The sequence below is a fragment of the Flavobacterium aquiphilum genome (assembly GCF_027111335.1).
Classification (GTDB): Bacteria; Bacteroidota; Bacteroidia; order Flavobacteriales; family Flavobacteriaceae; genus Flavobacterium; species Flavobacterium aquiphilum.
Window position 1 is genome coordinate 310307 of the sequence record NZ_CP114288.1, and the last position, 15981, is coordinate 326287.

Annotated in this window: 15 protein-coding genes; 5 read left to right on the forward strand and 10 right to left on the reverse strand. The window is 34.2% G+C overall.

The features are described from left to right. Window positions 1–226 precede the first annotated feature (226 nt). Entirely contained in the window at window positions 227–1618 is a 1392-nt protein-coding gene (locus tag OZP12_RS01185) for a hypothetical protein (RefSeq protein ID WP_281227227.1), read from the forward strand. Between the two features lie 48 nt (window positions 1619–1666). Here OZP12_RS01185 and OZP12_RS01190 read toward each other — a convergent pair whose 3' ends face one another. Continuing rightward, window positions 1667–2209, reverse strand: a complete 543-nt coding sequence (locus tag OZP12_RS01190; RefSeq protein WP_281227228.1) for a PsbP-related protein — start codon at window positions 2207–2209, stop codon at window positions 1667–1669. 185 nt (window positions 2210–2394) lie between these two features. Continuing rightward, window positions 2395–2976: an LOG family protein gene (locus OZP12_RS01195; protein ID WP_281227229.1), complete on the reverse strand. Its 582-nt coding sequence runs from the start codon at window positions 2974–2976 to the stop codon at window positions 2395–2397. A gap of 252 nt (window positions 2977–3228) precedes the next feature. On the opposite strand from OZP12_RS01195, the gene OZP12_RS01200 reads away from it, so the two are divergent. Further along, window positions 3229–3624 carry a hypothetical protein gene (locus OZP12_RS01200; protein ID WP_281227230.1) on the forward strand — a complete coding sequence of 132 codons (396 nt, stop codon included), beginning with the start codon at window positions 3229–3231 and terminating at the stop codon, window positions 3622–3624. Window positions 3625–3744: 120 nt separating this feature from the next. Here the strand turns inward: OZP12_RS01200 and OZP12_RS01205 are convergent, their stop codons facing one another. The 3 genes from OZP12_RS01205 to OZP12_RS01215 all read right to left on the reverse strand — a co-directional run bounded on the left by OZP12_RS01205 (window position 3745) and on the right by OZP12_RS01215 (window position 6261). After that, window positions 3745–4389 (reverse strand): HD domain-containing protein, encoded by a 645-nt coding sequence (locus OZP12_RS01205; protein WP_281227231.1) that lies wholly within the window; start codon window positions 4387–4389, stop codon window positions 3745–3747. Window positions 4390–4526: 137 nt separating this feature from the next. Next, complete coding sequence (locus OZP12_RS01210) at window positions 4527–5513, reverse strand: acyl-ACP desaturase (RefSeq protein ID WP_281227232.1); 987 nt, start codon at window positions 5511–5513, stop codon at window positions 4527–4529. A 13-nt stretch (window positions 5514–5526) separates the two neighbouring features. After that, complete coding sequence (locus tag OZP12_RS01215; RefSeq protein ID WP_281227233.1) at window positions 5527–6261, reverse strand: lysophospholipid acyltransferase family protein; 735 nt, start codon at window positions 6259–6261, stop codon at window positions 5527–5529. Window positions 6262–6506: 245 nt separating this feature from the next. Between OZP12_RS01215 and OZP12_RS01220 the strand changes: the two genes are divergently transcribed. The 3 genes from OZP12_RS01220 (at window position 6507) to OZP12_RS01230 (ending at window position 9449) form a co-directional block, all read left to right on the forward strand. Further along, window positions 6507–6887 carry a ribonuclease P protein component gene (locus OZP12_RS01220; protein WP_281227234.1) on the forward strand — a complete coding sequence of 127 codons (381 nt, stop codon included), beginning with the start codon at window positions 6507–6509 and terminating at the stop codon, window positions 6885–6887. Window positions 6888–6978: 91 nt separating this feature from the next. Further along, window positions 6979–7809, forward strand: a complete 831-nt coding sequence (locus OZP12_RS01225; RefSeq protein ID WP_281227235.1) for a DUF4349 domain-containing protein — start codon at window positions 6979–6981, stop codon at window positions 7807–7809. Between the two features lie 2 nt (window positions 7810–7811). Continuing rightward, window positions 7812–9449 carry a S41 family peptidase gene (locus OZP12_RS01230; RefSeq protein WP_281227236.1) on the forward strand — a complete coding sequence of 546 codons (1638 nt, stop codon included), beginning with the start codon at window positions 7812–7814 and terminating at the stop codon, window positions 9447–9449. Window positions 9450–9544: 95 nt separating this feature from the next. Here OZP12_RS01230 and OZP12_RS01235 read toward each other — a convergent pair whose 3' ends face one another. The 5 genes from OZP12_RS01235 to OZP12_RS01255 form a co-directional block, all read right to left on the reverse strand. Further along, window positions 9545–9991, reverse strand: coding sequence for a GNAT family N-acetyltransferase (locus OZP12_RS01235; RefSeq protein ID WP_281227237.1), 447 nt, complete (start codon window positions 9989–9991; stop codon window positions 9545–9547). Window positions 9992–10001: 10 nt separating this feature from the next. Then, a complete protein-coding gene (locus OZP12_RS01240; RefSeq protein WP_281227238.1) occupies window positions 10002–10979 on the reverse strand; it encodes a DUF4837 family protein in 978 nt (325 codons plus the stop codon). Window positions 10980–11024: 45 nt separating this feature from the next. After that, window positions 11025–13079 (reverse strand): LysM peptidoglycan-binding domain-containing protein, encoded by a 2055-nt coding sequence (locus OZP12_RS01245; RefSeq protein WP_281227239.1) that lies wholly within the window; start codon window positions 13077–13079, stop codon window positions 11025–11027. A gap of 463 nt (window positions 13080–13542) precedes the next feature. Then, the gene (locus tag OZP12_RS01250) at window positions 13543–14730 is read right to left on the reverse strand and encodes a phosphoglycerate kinase (protein ID WP_281227240.1); all 1188 of its coding nucleotides are present in this window, start codon (window positions 14728–14730) and stop codon (window positions 13543–13545) included. Window positions 14731–14995: 265 nt separating this feature from the next. Further along, a complete protein-coding gene (locus OZP12_RS01255) occupies window positions 14996–15952 on the reverse strand; it encodes a PorP/SprF family type IX secretion system membrane protein (RefSeq protein ID WP_281227241.1) in 957 nt (318 codons plus the stop codon). Window positions 15953–15981: the final 29 nt, after the last annotated feature.

A 15981-nucleotide genomic window follows, 5' to 3' on the forward strand; every position in this document is an offset into this window, starting at 1 on the left:
AATCGGGCGATTTTCACTTCAACCGGGGCTAAAAGTTAGCATTTGGCTTTTTTGTAATCATTCAAAAAAACATAACGTCTTTCTAGAAAACAAAACAATTTATTTGAATTAAAGTATAAATCTTATATTATTTTCAATAAATTATGAATTCACAAGTTGGCTATTCGTAAAATGGTATAGTTTTTGTAGGTTTTTTCTAATCAACCTCCAGTACAAATAAGTAATTATGAAAAAAATTCTACTTTTTGTTATTCTAATCCAATATAATTTTCTCTTTAGTCAAACGCAATTAGCAACTTTTCCGCTGGAATTCAAAAATTCCAAAGACTACAGGCAAATCATAAATGCCGAAGACAACAATACACATGATCTATTTGCCTTCGCAACCGATAAAAAAACACTCACAATCCTAAAATACAACAATGCGCTGTTCTTGACCAATCAATATGCATTTGCAAAAAAGGATATCTCCCATAAATCAATATCAGGGTACAGTTTTAGCGACGATGGAAACCCAACTCTTTACTGGTCTTCCGAAGATTTACAGAAAATAACAGCAGTTACTTACAATCTGAACACAAAGACAAATACTTCAGTCAATTATGATTTAAGATTTTTTAAACAAATTGTTATTACGCAATTTCAACAGAACAATACTTTTTATATCCTCACACAAAAATATTTAGAGCAAAAATTGGTATTGTACATTTTTAAAGATGGCAAAAAAGAAGAAAAAACACTCGATTTCAGCTCTTTCAAATTCAAAAACAGCATAAATTTACCTATAAGATTTAACCAAATTCTAATAGCTTGTCCCGCTGAAAAAATTGAAACCAATCAGTTCAACCCGCTATTCAAGGCTACTCAAAAATCAAAACTATACGTTCTCAAAAATCAATTGCTTCTCACTTTCGACCACGATTATCACGAAACACAAGCATTTTTCATTGATCTTGCTACTTTTGAAATTCAGGAAAAAAAGTTTTCTAAAACCGATACTCAATCTTTTTTCGGCCCAAACAATTCCTATTATCATGAAGGTAAAATATATCAATTTAAAGTCAGTAGCAACCAATTATTGTTTGAAATAAGGGATTATAAAACAGGAGAAATAGTCAAAAGTATTTACGTTGCACCAAACCAAACGATTCCATTTAAATCTTCTCCTATATGGCTGCAGCTAAATAATGATAAACCGACGGAAATACAAACCACCGCCCGACTTTTGAATCAACTTCACTCTTTGAATGTTGGATTAACGGTTTACAAAACTTCTAAATCCATTTTAATCACATTTGGAGGAATAGGTGAGCTTGAATTTTCGGACACTGTACATTCTTTTACATTTGATAATGAACTGACCAGCGACATAGAATATCGCAATGTCCCGATGACAATTTACTTCGAAAGTATATTTGACAAAAAATTAGACCATATCAAACAAGATCAGGAGCCACCTCTTGCAGTCGATTTTATTTCCCGTTTTAAAGAAGAACATAAGGAAATCAGCCTACCAAGTATTATTCGTTACAAGAACTACTATATCATGGGGTATTATGACACCAAAACCAAACAATATACCATGCGTAAATTCAGTGATGGATTTGAGACAATGTGATTTTAGAGCAGCCAATTTTTGAAACCGTGATGTCTTTATAAAGCAGTATTATTCTAATTTAAAAGTATTCATTACTTTTTCTATCTCTTTTCGATAGTTTTCAAATTCGCTTTGTTTTGCGGAGAAAGTCAGCACATAGGCTTTATCATTTTTCACGAAATCGTATTGCAGAAATTTAAGATCTAAACCATTGAATTTGGCCTCGAAGATTAGAATTTGGTATTCCTGCCCGTCCGTTTTTTTTCGGGTACTTTCTATAAGTTTTCCGCTCGCCTTAATCTGTTTTTCGGAAATCGCTACAAATTGATCCAAATCATACTTCAAAACTCCCAAATCCTGAATCATCAAATTAATATTTTCCGAAAAATCATCACCCGGTTTAGTTGGCGTAAACAAATAAAATTCAACTCCATTTTTTCCACTTTCATCCAATCGAAAAGAAGCGTCATAACGAATAAAATAGCCATTTCTACTGATTTCTTTCGTTCCATTTTCAACTTTAGAAATTCCTGTCTCAACTTTTTGACTCTTTTGACAGCCAATAAACCCCAGGACTACAACAAGCAGTAATAATAATAATTTGTGTTTCATATCATTTAGTTTCTCTAAATTTCGTCAGTTCGAGTAAATTTGAAATGCGACAGCTTTTCAAATTGTATCGAGAACCAACTTTTAAACTTAAAATACTCTAGAAGAACTTTTTTTCTAACTAGTGTTCTCGATACAATTTTCTGAAAAAGCTATTCGCATTTTCTGAAAATTTACTCGAACTGACGTTAAATATTTTCTTTACTAATCCATTTCCCAACTGTTGGCGGAACATAATTTTCCATTTTATCCAAAAGTTCGTCAATGGAGTCACTAACCAAAAGCATTTCTTGGTTTACTTCTTTCAAAAGTCCTTTGTTTACCATGGTTTCAGTGAACGTAATCAAAGCGTCAAAATAACCGTCAACATTTAAAAGAGCAATCGGCTTTTTATGCAGTCCTAATTGCGCCCAAGTAAGCATTTCAAAAAGTTCATCCATCGTTCCGAAACCACCCGGGAGGGCTATTACGCCGTCACAAAGATCATTCATCTTGGTTTTTCTTTCGTGCATAGTGTCAACCAAAATCAATTCGGTGAGTTGTTTGTGTGCAATTTCTTTTGATCTTAAAAAATTAGGCAACACTCCGATTGCTTTTCCGCCATTATTCAAAACACCATCAGCGACTGCACCCATAAGTCCAACATTGGCTCCGCCGTAAACTAATTCAATATTTTTCTCTGCCAAAGTTTTGCCAAGTAAAGCGGCTTGTATTGTATAATTTTCTTCAGTCCCTGAACTCGAACCACAGAATACGGTAATTCTTTTCATTTTCTATTTATTTTTAATCCGATCTAACAGGTTTTAAAAAACTATTAGGTCTCCCAAATATACTCATTAAGAATCACAAGTTATACCAATTCTACTTTGAAATTAATTCAATTGTTTTGGCATAATGCCGTTGTATATTTCATTTGGTTCAATATTTATTGAACTAATTTGAAATAACAAACGGTATAAAAAACCTATTTGTTTGATTCCAAAAACTTAATTTTGTGGTCTCATACCTAAAAAATAAATTCTATGTCTTTTCAACCTGTTTTTAATGAATTTTGGGAAAAAGTAAAAGAAAGCATCACCGATAAAACTTATGCTAAATTGACTTTAGCAAAAACCATAGGCGACACCGATTTGAAAAATATATATGTGCGTCCGGTTTTGAATGATGGGGTCTTTAGTCTTTCGGTTACAGAGCGATACAAAACCGAAGAAATCGAAAGTTTTCATTCGCTTGACGAAACTTACAAGATCCTAAGTTCCTATATGAACAAGCCTTTTCTGACGGCACTTTTGTTCACCACCGAAAATGACATTACTTTCAAAATCAATAAAAAACGCGCGGGAAGTATTATTTTACAAGATCCTACGTTCAAAAACGCTTCGGATGTAATTTTGGAGATGAAGGAAAAAGGACTTTAGAATGCAGAAAGCAGATTTCAGAAGGCAGATTCTAGAATGCGGAAATTTGAAACAATTGTGTAAAAATTCATTAATGGTAGAGACGCACTGCAGTGCGTCCCTACCACAGAAATTAAAAATCTACAACGCCCCATCCCATTCGGCATAAAACTGCGACAGGAATTCCTGCATGAATTGATGTCTTTGTTGTGCTATTTGCTTACCGGTTTGGGTATTCATTTTGTCTTTCAACAACAACAATTTTTCATAAAAATGATTGATTGTTGGCGCATTGCTGTTTTTGTATTCTTCTTTGCTCATGTTCAATTTCGGAGCAATATTAGGATCATACATCGCCCTGTTTTTGAATCCGCCATAATTAAACGCCCTTGCAATCCCGATTGCCCCTATGGCGTCCAAACGGTCCGCATCCTGCACGATATCCAATTCGATGGACGAGAAGGCCTTTTCCGTGTTTCCGCCTTTAAAAGAGACGTTATCGATAATTTGAATGACATGCGAAATAACAGCTTCTGTAGCGCCTTGACTTTCCAAGAACTCACGGGCTACTTTTGGCCCCACGGTTTCATCACCACCATTAAATTTACTATCAGCGATATCATGAAGCAAAGCACCGAGTTTTACGACCGTTTCGTCGCATTCCTCGCCACTAGCAATCAATAATGCATTCTTATAAACTCTCTGAATATGAAACCAATCGTGTCCACCTTCAGCATTTGCTAATTTTTCTTTTACAAAAAGAATGGTTTTATTAATTAAATCCATATTATCTCTTTATTGTTTTTTTTATAAAAAATGCTGATTTTCAAAGCATTAACCTTAAAAATCAGCATAATAATTAATTGTCAAATTTAAAAATCAATATCAATGACAATATCAATATCAATTTAAAAATCTAAATTCTACAATCTTGCAGGTTCAACCCATTTGAATTGGAATGATTCTGCAGGAATCACCAGTCTTTCGGAGATTTTTGCCATTCTGGCTGGTAATTTCATCAAGTAATCGCGGGCTTTCTCAGCCTCGGCAGTTAAACCTGTAATTTTATCAATTTCCCATTTATCAATTAACTTCTGCATAATATCAACATAATCGTTAGCAGTATATACTCCAATTCTTTGTGCAGAATCTGAAAAATGCTCAAAAGCCGAACTGATTTTTTGTCCAGATTCCCTCAAGAAATGAGCTGGCATAACGATTTTTTGTTTCATCATATATTGGAAAGCAAGCATCATTTCGCTTGGATCCAATTTGAAAATTTCGGTCACAAAATGGCTATAGGCGTGGTGGTGACGCATTTCGTCTCCCGCAACCATTTTACACATTTTGGATAATTTCTTATCTCCATAGCTTTTGGCCAATTGCGACACTCTATTATGAGAAACATAAGTAGCCAATTCCTGGAAACTGGTATAAACAAAGTTTTTATAAGGATCTCTTCCTGTTCCAATATCAAAACCATCATTGATCAAATGCTGTGTTGTCATTTCGATTTCACGCATGTTCACGCGACCCGACAAATACAAATATTTATTCAGTAAATCTCCATGGCGATTCTCCTCTCCAGTCCATTCGCGTACCCATTTGGCCCAACCATTTCTGCCTTCATTGTCAACACCTTCAAGCTCCATCAACCAGTTTTCGTATGTTGGCAAAGCCTCTTCGGTAATCATATCACCCACCATAGCCACCCAAAAATCATAAGGTAGATCTTTGGATATTTCTCTCAATTCTTTTACTTCTTCAAGGAAATTATCACTTTCCGAATTAGGCAAAAAGTCCGAAGGCTGCCATATCTTTTCCACTGGAATCAGATACTGCTCCATAAATCCTTCTACCTTGTTTTCCAGAAATTGCATTACTTCCAGACGAATGTTTTTTATAGACATTATTTATAAATTATTAAATTTTTATTCCATTTTTGACTGCCGTTTCAGTCTTTTGCATGATTTCATTAAACTCAAAATCCTTCACTGCAAATGCATCATGAACCGCAAAGGTAATATGATTTCCTAAACCATAAGGAAAAGTTCCGTATTTTAAGAGTTTCCACGAATTATTGATACTAATTGGAACTACATAAGCCGATGGTGCGTTCTTGCATAAAATCTTTAACCCTGTCTGGGCAAATTCCTTTGGTTTTCCGTTACGGCTTCTGGTTCCTTCCGGAAAAATCACTGCCGAACGTTTATGTTTTTCAATATAATCAGCTATTTTTTTAATAGTTGGTATCGCTTGTTTTGGATCCTTACGGTCAATTAATACGGAGCCTCCATGACGCAAATTAAAAGAAACACTTGGAATTCCTTTCCCCAATTCTTTCTTACTCACAAATTTGGGATGAGATCTTCTCAAAAACCAAATTATTGCAATAATATCGTATAAACTCTGATGGTTCGCCACAAAAATAATCGGCACCCCTTCCGGTACTTTTTCAACACCTTCACAACCAAAAGTCGTTCCTAAAATAAGAACAATTTTTAGTAATATGAAATTTAGGTAATCAACACTTTTTTTATGTGCCTGATATCCAAATGCGTGCAAACAAACCCATTGAATAGGATGAAATATCGCCAAAGTCAACAGCACTAAAAATAATACGATAACAGATAAAGGGTACGAAATTAACTTTTGCATACTTTAAAATTTGCCACAAAAGTAAGAAATATATTTTTAGCACTATTTATAACCCTTGCAATTAATCCTCATCATTATATTCAATTGCAAAACAGAAAGTTACAAAAATATTACCATTTATTTATCCAATAAAAAAGAAACTTTTGATACAATTCTAGATCGTTTTCTATCACAAACTGACTGTTGCATGACTGCACTTTAATTGTAACTTTGCCAACATCATAATGAACAGTATTTTAAAAAAAATGAGCTTCACCTATCCCAAAAACGAAAAACTCAAAAGCAAAATAGCCATCGGATTATTATTCACCGAAGGCAAATCGGTATCGAAATATCCTTTGCGGTTGGTTTACAATCCGGGGACTTTTGGCGAAGGCGAAAAAATCAAAATAGGCGTTTCGGTTTCCAAAAAATACTTCAAAAAAGCCGTTGACCGCAACTATTTCAAACGTGTATTGCGCGAAACTTATAGGCTCAACAAACATTTACTAATTGACAATTTAGACCAACCTTATACTTTTATGCTTTTTTACCAAAGCAAAGACCGATTATCATTTGAGGAAATCAACACCAAAACCATACAATTGTTCGAAAAATTTGTCGTTCAAACCAAAAAAGAAGATTAGGATACAGTACATTTTTCATTTTAAGAAGCCTAACTACCGCTTAGTTGTAATCTAAATTAATTTTGTATTTTTAAAAATAAATTACAGCCCTATGAAGTCAAAATTAATAATTGCACTTTTATTTTTCGCAGTATTGAGTTGTAAAAAAGCCGATGCGGAAGTTTCCCAAGATATGGCAATCACTGCAGTAAAGCTACCCGCAAAAAAACTGATCGGTAGCGAAGCAATCTCTAATTCAGGTTTCAAAGACGCAGAGAATACGACCATTGAGCAAAAAATAATCAAAAATGGTAATCTAAGATTTGAAACCGAAAATTTAGAAACCACTTATGAACAAATAAAAATTGCCGTAAAAAAAGGAAAAGCTTTCATTCAGAACGATAGTGAAGGAAAGGACTATGGCTCCATATACAGAAGAATAACAGTTCGTATCCCAAGTCAAAACTTCGATTCTTTCATAAAAGACATTTCGACGGGAGTTACTTATTTTGACAATAAAGAAATTAATTCTGAAGATGTAACTGAACAATACATTGACATTGATGCACGCTTAAAGGCCAAAAAGAAACTTGAAAACAGATACATTGAGCTTTTGTCAAAAGCAACCAAAATGTCTGAAATGTTAGCCATTGAAGCACAACTGTCGGCTATTCGCGAAGAAATTGAAGCCAAAGAAGGACAATTGAGATACATGCAAAACAGAATCTCTTTGAGTACAATTACCATAGAGTTTTACAAAACAATTGCTGAAGAAAGAGGCGTCACAATTTCCTATGGAGCCAAAGTTTGGAATGCCTTCAAATCTGGATTTTATGGAATTTCAAATTTCTTTTTAGGACTATTGGAAGTTTGGCCATTTATCATCATAGCAATAGCTCTATTTTATTTTATTAGAAAACGATTCAAGAAGAAAAACAAATAATCATGCGTACCCTTTTCCAAAAAAAAATCATAATTCCCGTTGTTGCCTCGGCCTTTTTATTTGTCGGGGTAAGTTTCAAAGATGACTATTTTGAGATTGCCAAACAGTTGGAAATTTTCACGACACTGTTCAAGGAACTGAACAAGAATTATGTCGATGAAACCACACCGGCTGAGTTGATGAACAATGCCATCAAAGGAATGTTGGGATCGCTTGACCCCTATACCGTTTATTTTAACGAACAGGAAGTACTCAAATTCAAAATCAACAATACGGGCGAATACACCGGAATTGGGGCGTTAATAACCCGTAAAGACGACAAACTGATCATAAAAGAACCTTATAAAAATTTCCCTGCCGATAAAGCGGGACTTAAAGCGGGCGACGAAATCATACAAATAGGAGACACCCCTTTGACCGACTTCAAAGATGATGCTTCGCAATTATTGAAAGGCTCCAAAAACACCAAAATCGACATCAAATACATTCGTCAGGGAAAAACCAATTCGACTGTAATTGTTTTGGACGAAGTCGAAATCAAGTCGGTTCCCTATTTCGCCAAAATTGATGACAAAACAGGTTATATCGTATTGGATCACTTTAACAGAAAAGCCTCAACCGAAACCAAAGAAGCATTGGAACAATTAAAAAGCCAAGGTGCCGAAAGAATTGTATTGGATTTAAGAGGAAATCCCGGCGGTTTATTAAACGAAGCGGTAAATATCTGCAATCTTTTTGTTCCAAAAAATGAAATCATTGTAACGACAAAATCCAAAATAGAAAAACACAACAACACCTACAAAACATCACGAGATCCGATTGATACTACGATTCCTCTAGTTATTTTGGTCAACGGCCGAAGCGCATCGGCCTCCGAAATTGTTTCGGGAGCTTTGCAGGATCTGGATCGTGCGGTAATTTTGGGAAGCCGAAGTTTCGGGAAAGGTTTGGTTCAAAGACCTGTGGAATTAACTTATGGCACACAGCTTAAAGTGACGATTTCGCGCTATTACACGCCTTCGGGAAGATGTATTCAGGCGTTGGATTATGCTCACAAAGATAAAAACGGTGTGGCTATCAGAACCGAAGCCAAAAATTACAATGCCTTTAAAACCCGTAAAGGAAGAACCGTTTATGATGGTGGAGGAATTTTGCCTGATATTGAAATGGAAGAGACCAAAACAAGTCCGATTGCCAACGCCTTATTGAAAAACGACGGTATTTTTAACTATGCTACCTACTATTATTACAAAAACCCGAATTTAGGAACAAAAATCCCGGTAATCACCGATGCGGATTATGCCGATTTCAAACAGTTCCTGAAAAACCAAAAAATTACTTTTGACACTGATACCGAAGTAGCTTTGAAAAACACTTTGGCGACAGCCAAAAAAGAAAAACTGGATGAAGCCATTGCCGTGGAATACCAACAATTGCTGACTTCACTTCAAAAATCCGAAAATGCATTATTGGATAAAAACCAAAAAGAAATTAAAGGTTTATTATTGGACGAAATCATCAAACGCTACCAATATCAAGAAGGACTTTATAATTATTACATCAAAAACAATCCCGAAATTAAGAAAGCGGTCAGTATTTTGAACACTACGGCTGAGTATAATTCGATTTTGAAGATTTAACACACCTTCCTGACGAAAAAATCGGGTTATTTTGGAACTTATCTCGTCCAAAATAACCCAATTTAGTTTATATAATTTCCTGAAAGCAAACTAAATCACTCCCTCACCATTTCAATATGTGGAATATCATCTTCGAGATACATTTCACTAGACTGCACAAAACCGAGACTTTCGTAGAACTTTTTTAAATATAGCTGAGCTCCAATGGTGATTTGGCTTTCACCAAAATGTTCCTTAATGCCCAAAATAGCATTCTTCATCAATTCTTGTCCCCACTTTCTATCCCTGTAATCTGGATCAACCACTACCCTTCCTATTGATGCATTATCAAAAGAAATTCCCGATTTAAAAAGTCGGGCGTGAGCCACAATTTTCCCGTCAAAAGTTCCAAAAAGATGCAAAGCCACCTTATCCTTTCCGTCAATATCGAGATAGACGCAATTTTGCTCCACTACAAAGATTTTACTTCGCAATTGAAGTATGTCATATAATTCATTTACAGATAATGCCTCAAAAGGCTTTATTTCCCATTCTACGGCCATAAGCAAGTACTTATTTTTCTTCAGATATTTTTACTCCTTTCAAAATCGATTCCAATTCATGCATATAATCACGTCTCTCTTGTGACGGTACGTAGCAAAATCCTTCGAGATATATAATTCTCTGTTTCCGATAATCCACAATAAGATAACTTATAAAAGGACCAAACATAAAACTATTTTTCAATCGCCAAGTACCCTTGGTTTCATAAGCCATTTTACCGGCCAAATTGGTTTTAAAAAGATAAAGTGGATAAGATGTGTCGACATACATATTGGAGTCATGCGTAGTGCCTTTTATGTAAGTTGCTCCGATAGAATCCTGAATCTTAATGATCCTACTCAAAACATCACCGCGTAACCTAAAACTCTTCATAGGAAATTGAGTAACCAATATACTTGTACTCCCACTGGAAAACTCTTTTTTCAGCCAAACGAAATTATCGTTTTTAATGCTATAAGAATAGCTCTTCGGAACTTTTAAATCAAGTTGGAATTGTTTCTGGATTGTATTTGAAACTACTACAGAATCCTTTAACAATTCCTCATGAGCTTCAATTTCACCTTTTTTGATAGTTCGAATAATGCTTGGGGTATGCTTTTCTATTAATTCCAAAAGAGCCGTTACTGATTCTCCAGTAATGTGAAATACATTTTGGGGACTTGCATACTGGTTTTTTTGTACGGAAAAATGATTCTCAGCACCTTTTTTGACAACAATAATAACCCTGCTTTTGGTTACAAAACCCTCCATGACATCAGTTGGATACTGATTAATGTCAAAAATGGGTTCTTCTTTTGGCAAACCTTCAACAGGACTTGCAAATTTATTCCTAATGCTGTCACCAACGACACCATTCCATAACTGATTATCGATGACTATTGAAATAGAATTAATCTTACCTGTAGAATGTTTGGAAAGATTGTCCTTATTCTTGGAACAAGAAAAAAGAATTGCAATAAGTAAAAATAAAATGGAAGTTTTATTCATATTAAAAAGTCTGAATAGACTTCAAATATACTGTAGTTTATTCAATTATCCTTTTATTTTCAACCCCATTCCCGGTTTTAGGTCATCCCCGGTAATATTGTTCCATTTTTTTAAATCAGAAACTGTAACTCCAGGATATTTTTTGGAAATGCTGAACAATGAATCTCCTTTTTGCACCAAATAGTTAATCTCTTTTTGGTATAAAGACACACTATTGTCCTTTTTCTTAAAAGAATCAACGGTTGCATTATTAGTATTGATTGCAATTTCGTTTTTAGCAACTACCAAAACATTCCCAATAGCAATATTATTTGAGTTCAAATTATTCCATTGTTTCAAATCAGTCAAAGATGCACCAAATTTTTTGGCAATGCTACCAAGATTATCTCCTTTTTGAACTTCGTACTGAATATCTTTAAGCTCTGGAGTAGCAACAGCAACTGCAGTACTTTCTTCAGCAATTGGCGCTGTGGTATTACCAACTTGCAATGAATCTCCTAATCTAATATTTGGTGATGTTAAGTGATTCCATTCTTTAATTTCTGCAACAGTTATATTGTATTTTTTAGCGATACTATTTAAGTTATCACCTTTTTGAACAACATAGAAATTTGAAGCATTGGCCGTAACAAGCGAATCTTTTTTATCCAAACTTGTTTTGCTTTCTTTGGCAGCAATATTAGAATTCTCTTTTGCTAATAAAGCTTTATTTTTAACCGTATTTAATGCCAATTGACTGCTTGGTTCCGAATCTTTTTCAATGATTATTTTTAGCGATTTACCCGCAGCAATGGAATTACCTTTGAGTTTGTTCCATTTCTTCAAATCAGAAACAGCAACATCATTATTTTTGGCAATTTCATCGAGGTTATCGCCACGCTTAACTTTGTAATACTTCACTCTGGTATTTGATGCCAATGCACTAAAAGTAGAATCTTTTACAATAAGAGGTTTTTTGGTGTCATTAACCTTTTCTCTTTTGTCCATTTCGTATTGAACATAAGCGTAAATTTTATCCTCATTAGAAGTAAAAACGCCAACTTTACACGAAGGCAAAGTCAAATAATGATATTTACCCTCGTATTTAGGAATTACATTGCGTTTATAGGAAGGATTTAATGCTTGAAGCTGCTCAACAGGTATATCCAATAAGTTGGAAATTTGAGCAAAAGACATTTCTTTTTTAACCATCACCGTATCGGTGGCAAAATGCTTAACTAAAGCTCTTTTAGGAACAATACCGTGTTCTTTATGGTATTCGTAAATGTACATTGTGGCTAGAAAAGCCGGAACATATCCTTGGGTTTCTTGCGGTAAAAATTTCTTGATGTTCCAAAAATTCTGTTGACCTCCTGAACGACGAATGGCTTTGGTAACATTTCCCGGTCCGGAATTATATGAAGCTAATACCAAATCCCAGTCGTTAAAAATAGTAAACATGTTTGTCAGGTATTGTGCGGCAGCTTCTGAAGATTTCAAAGGATCCGATCGCTCATCCACATAAGAATCAATATTCAGATTGTATTGTTTACCTGTCCCGTACATGAATTGCCACAATCCTGTTGCACCCACTCTTGAAACTGCTTTTGGATTCAACGCCGATTCTACAACGGCCAGATATTTTATTTCTAAAGGAACGTTTTGTTTAGCCAATGCCTCTTCAAAAAGAGGAAAATAATATTCGGCTACTGCCATTTGGTTGGCAAACGCTTTACGCCTGTTTTTAAGGAAGGATTTTATTAAATTTTCAAGACCTTGATTGTATTCAATATTAAAAGGGGATTTGGCATCCATCTCTGCCAGTCGCTTCTTTAGCAATTCAGTAGGGAGTTCTTTATCAATATCCTTATCGATGTTTACGGTATTAATTTCCGTTTCTACATTGCTATAAATATCAGCAATACTGCTGATCTGATTCATCCACAAACTATCTGTTTTTACAGTACGGTCATATTTTACGAAAGTGTTTTTTATCGAATCTAAAAAGGAAACTGGTTTTTCTACATTGTTTACTTCTGTTTTCTCCACATGATTACTCTGTGAAAAAACAGTAAAAGAAAGCAAAAGAAAAAACGATAAGGTGGTATTTTTTAATGTCATAACTGTAATTTCAAACCGCAACTATTCAACCAATTACATATCAGTCGATTACAAATCAATTCTTGCAAACTTAGGATGTATTTTCTAACTTGAATCAAAAATAATGTTAAAAATACAAAAAAAAACGACAATTATATAAAAATATAAAATCTTGTAAGTAAAATACTTAGTTAAAATGTGAAAAATTGCCTTTAAATACTATTAAATTTTTCAAAATTTTAAAATTCTTTTCAAACAACATAAGTCATTCTACCAAAATTTAGAAAATAAAGCTAGGAAAATTTCAAAAAACGATGATTATATACAAAACTCACCTACTACAGTATTGTCATATACACAACGTAAATTATTACATAATAGTATATTACAAAAAAACCTTTAGTTACAAATAATGCAACTAAAGGTTATATGTATTTTAAAGAAGACAAATTCTAAGATTTGAATTTGAAAACTTTAACTGATTTTAGTCTAAAATAGCAGCAATTCCAGGTAATGTTCTTCCTTCTAACATTTCTAACATAGCACCTCCACCTGTAGAAACATAACTCATTTTTTCCTCAAAACCGAATTGTTTTACTGCTGCAACTGAATCTCCACCTCCTACTAATGAGAAAGCGCCGTTTGCTGTAGCTGCTGCAATGTAATTTCCAAGCGCGATAGTTCCTTTAGCAAATGTCTCCATCTCAAAAACACCTAGAGGCCCATTCCAAAGGATCGTTTTAGAATCCATAATCACCTTTTCAAAATTTTCTAATGATTTTGGACCAGCATCAAGACCTTGCCATCCATCAGGAATTTTATCTACATCCACAATTTTAGTATCAGCATTGTTTGCAAAGTCGTTAGCAGCAACAACGTCAACTGGTATATGAATTTCTACTCCTTTTTCTTTGGCTTGTTTTAAAATATCAAGAGCCAAATCCAATTTGTCAAGTTCGCAAATTGAATCACCTACATTTCCACCTAATGCTTTGATAAAAGTATAAGTCATTCCACCACCGATTATCATGTGGTCAACTTTGTCCAAAATATTTTCGATAACTGTAATTTTTGAAGACACTTTTGAACCTCCAAGAACAGCAGTAACCGGTTTTTCGCTGTTTTTCAAAACTTTGTTTAAGCTTTCGATTTCTTTAGCCAATAAAGTTCCAAAACATTTATTTTCTGGAAAAAACTGAGCAATGATAGTAGTCGAAGCGTGTGCTCTGTGTGCTGTACCAAAAGCATCATTTACATAAATATCTCCTAATGAAGCCAATTCTTTTGAGAAAGCTACATCTCCAGCTTCTTCTTCATCATGAAAACGTAAGTTTTCCAATAACAAAACTTGTCCTGGTTTCAAATTTTTGGCAGCTTCTTGAGCTTCAGCTCCAACACAATTTGATACAAATTGAACAGGCACTCCCAAAATTTCAGAAGTTGTTTTTAAAATATGTTTTAATGAATATTTGTCTTGAGCTCCTTTTGGGCGACCCAAATGTGACATCAAGATAACACTTCCACCTTGATTCAAAATAGTATCTATAGTAGGTTTAGCAGCTTCAATACGAGTAGTATCAGTCACATTAAAATTTTCATCCAAAGGAACATTAAAATCTACTCTTATTATTGCCTTTTTATTGTTAAAATCAAAATTATTCAAAGTCTTCATAGTTCTTATTTTTAGTTGTATTTGAAAGAAAAGCAAAGATATAACTTTTAAATAAGTATTAAATTTGAAAATTCTAAAAAAATTATGAATTTACTAACGAAATCGATGTAAATATAACGTAAGCACAAAGGATTAAGGAATTACCAAAATCATAAATTAAAAACCAACTCATAATAATTCATTATACTGTCAAGTAAAACAAAAAACACAAACCAATTCCGCTATCAGAACTAATTTGTGTTTTTATATTTTAAAAGAAAACTATCTAATCATGTACTGGACTCTCGGTACAAGGACAGTTACTAACTCCTTGTAAAAACCTAAATCCAATAGTCAAAGAATGTGTCCCCGAATTGGTGGAAATCAAATTTTCGTCCAATGTTAATTGATAAGAATACCCCATAGAAAAATACCCTTTTGTAAATCCAACTAAAGGTCCAACCCCAAGAGGTTTTCCTATTTGGTCATTCAAGAAACGATAACTTGCGCCAACCCACCAATAGTCCTCATATCGATTGAATTTTCGGTATTTTATATTCAAATCTGTATTGGAACGACCATCACTTTGAAATAACTGATAAAAAGCAGATGGCTCTAATTCGGTTCTATTTGGAAGTTTAATCACATACCCCGTGTACAATTGATAATTAGCAAGCAGGTTAGGTTCCAACTTTGTAGTATAAAAATCAGTATTCTTTTTCAAAATATTAGTTGCTGTACCGCTCAAATAAAAAGGACCATAGCGATATAAAAGCCCAACCTCAAAATTGTTATTCGTCGTAGCTCTATTATCGGTTATAGCTTGATCAGGGGGTAGATTGTTAGGAAGATCAATACGAAACGAATTATAAATGTATGATAGACCAAATGACAGATATTGCTTGGTATAATAATTCAAAATAATATGATGGGCAAAGGTAGCCTTACCTCCGGCCTGTTTGGTGTTACCATTCGAATCATTGTACAAGCTTAATCCTACACCGGATTGGCTCAACACTCTAAAATCGGCATACAAAGCCTGACTATTTGGCGATTCTTCAATACCTACCCATTGTTTATAACCATTCAGGTTAATTCTAAAGTTATCACCAATTCCGGCATAACTAGGTGAAATCACATAGGGATTATCGGCCAAATATTGCGAAGCTACTGGAACATTCATCTCTTGACTGTAACTAAAAGTTACAGCCAAAAGGAAAATGCTTGTTATTATCTTTCTCATTTAATTATTTCTTTTAGGATAACTACTCT

Coding starts and splice junctions, on each gene's coding strand:
- OZP12_RS01185 (WP_281227227.1), top strand. CDS start 227: ATGAAAAAAATTCTACTTTTTGTTATTCTAATCCAATATAATTTTCTC.
- OZP12_RS01190 (WP_281227228.1), bottom strand. CDS start 2,209: ATGAAACACAAATTATTATTATTACTGCTTGTTGTAGTCCTGGGGTTT.
- OZP12_RS01195 (WP_281227229.1), bottom strand. CDS start 2,976: ATGAAAAGAATTACCGTATTCTGTGGTTCGAGTTCAGGGACTGAAGAA.
- OZP12_RS01200 (WP_281227230.1), top strand. CDS start 3,229: ATGTCTTTTCAACCTGTTTTTAATGAATTTTGGGAAAAAGTAAAAGAA.
- OZP12_RS01205 (WP_281227231.1), bottom strand. CDS start 4,389: ATGGATTTAATTAATAAAACCATTCTTTTTGTAAAAGAAAAATTAGCA.
- OZP12_RS01210 (WP_281227232.1), bottom strand. CDS start 5,513: ATGTCTATAAAAAACATTCGTCTGGAAGTAATGCAATTTCTGGAAAAC.
- OZP12_RS01215 (WP_281227233.1), bottom strand. CDS start 6,261: ATGCAAAAGTTAATTTCGTACCCTTTATCTGTTATCGTATTATTTTTA.
- OZP12_RS01220 (WP_281227234.1), top strand. CDS start 6,507: ATGAGCTTCACCTATCCCAAAAACGAAAAACTCAAAAGCAAAATAGCC.
- OZP12_RS01225 (WP_281227235.1), top strand. CDS start 6,979: ATGAAGTCAAAATTAATAATTGCACTTTTATTTTTCGCAGTATTGAGT.
- OZP12_RS01230 (WP_281227236.1), top strand. CDS start 7,812: ATGCGTACCCTTTTCCAAAAAAAAATCATAATTCCCGTTGTTGCCTCG.
- OZP12_RS01235 (WP_281227237.1), bottom strand. CDS start 9,991: ATGGCCGTAGAATGGGAAATAAAGCCTTTTGAGGCATTATCTGTAAAT.
- OZP12_RS01240 (WP_281227238.1), bottom strand. CDS start 10,979: ATGAATAAAACTTCCATTTTATTTTTACTTATTGCAATTCTTTTTTCT.
- OZP12_RS01245 (WP_281227239.1), bottom strand. CDS start 13,079: ATGACATTAAAAAATACCACCTTATCGTTTTTTCTTTTGCTTTCTTTT.
- OZP12_RS01250 (WP_281227240.1), bottom strand. CDS start 14,730: ATGAAGACTTTGAATAATTTTGATTTTAACAATAAAAAGGCAATAATA.
- OZP12_RS01255 (WP_281227241.1), bottom strand. CDS start 15,952: ATGAGAAAGATAATAACAAGCATTTTCCTTTTGGCTGTAACTTTTAGT.